This is a genomic window from Vibrio sp. 1978 (assembly GCF_033344345.1).
Map to the genome: position 1 here is coordinate 1 of NZ_JAWPOP010000949.1, position 532 is coordinate 532.

Genomic DNA, 532 nt, shown 5'->3' on the forward strand with positions numbered 1-532 from the left:
TGTTGAGGGTGCACAAACCACTCGCCATCAAGTTGAGCTGATTCGTGACCGAGACTACAAATGTCTTCAATGTCATAAGGATGCCAAAGAAACTCTGAATTTGTCGCATGAGCCAGAAGCGCTGCTTAGCCAAGGTAAAACACTTAACTGCACAAACTGTCACAGCAATATCGGGCCAGATCACCGTGAAGGGGCTCCTGATGTGATCAAGTTTGCTGCTGCGCAATCAAAAGCAGTGCATGACAAGGTTTTTCTTGATCCAAGCACCATTCTCAAAGCGAATAGCCAGTGTGTAGATTGCCACGCTCCAACTCAGTTGAGAGAAAGTAATTGGACGCATGATGTTCATGCTAAAAATTTGACCTGTTCAAATTGTCACGATGTTCACGCTGCCAAAACGAAAGCGCTTTCTTACGACAGAAAACAGCTCATCAAACAATGTGTCGATTGCCACTCTCAGTTTGCTGCTGAACCTGAACTTGCAAAAGACGAGGAGAGATAGCATGAAGTGTTCAAGACGAAATTTTTTAGC

At 44.5% G+C, this 532-nt stretch carries 1 protein-coding gene; it reads left to right on the plus strand.

Translation table 11 applies throughout. The features are described from left to right. A partial coding sequence (gene nrfB / locus R8N49_RS30020) for a cytochrome c nitrite reductase pentaheme subunit (protein WP_318190813.1) occupies nucleotides 1–502 on the plus strand: 502 nt, incomplete at its 5' end. Nucleotides 503–532: the final 30 nt, after the last annotated feature.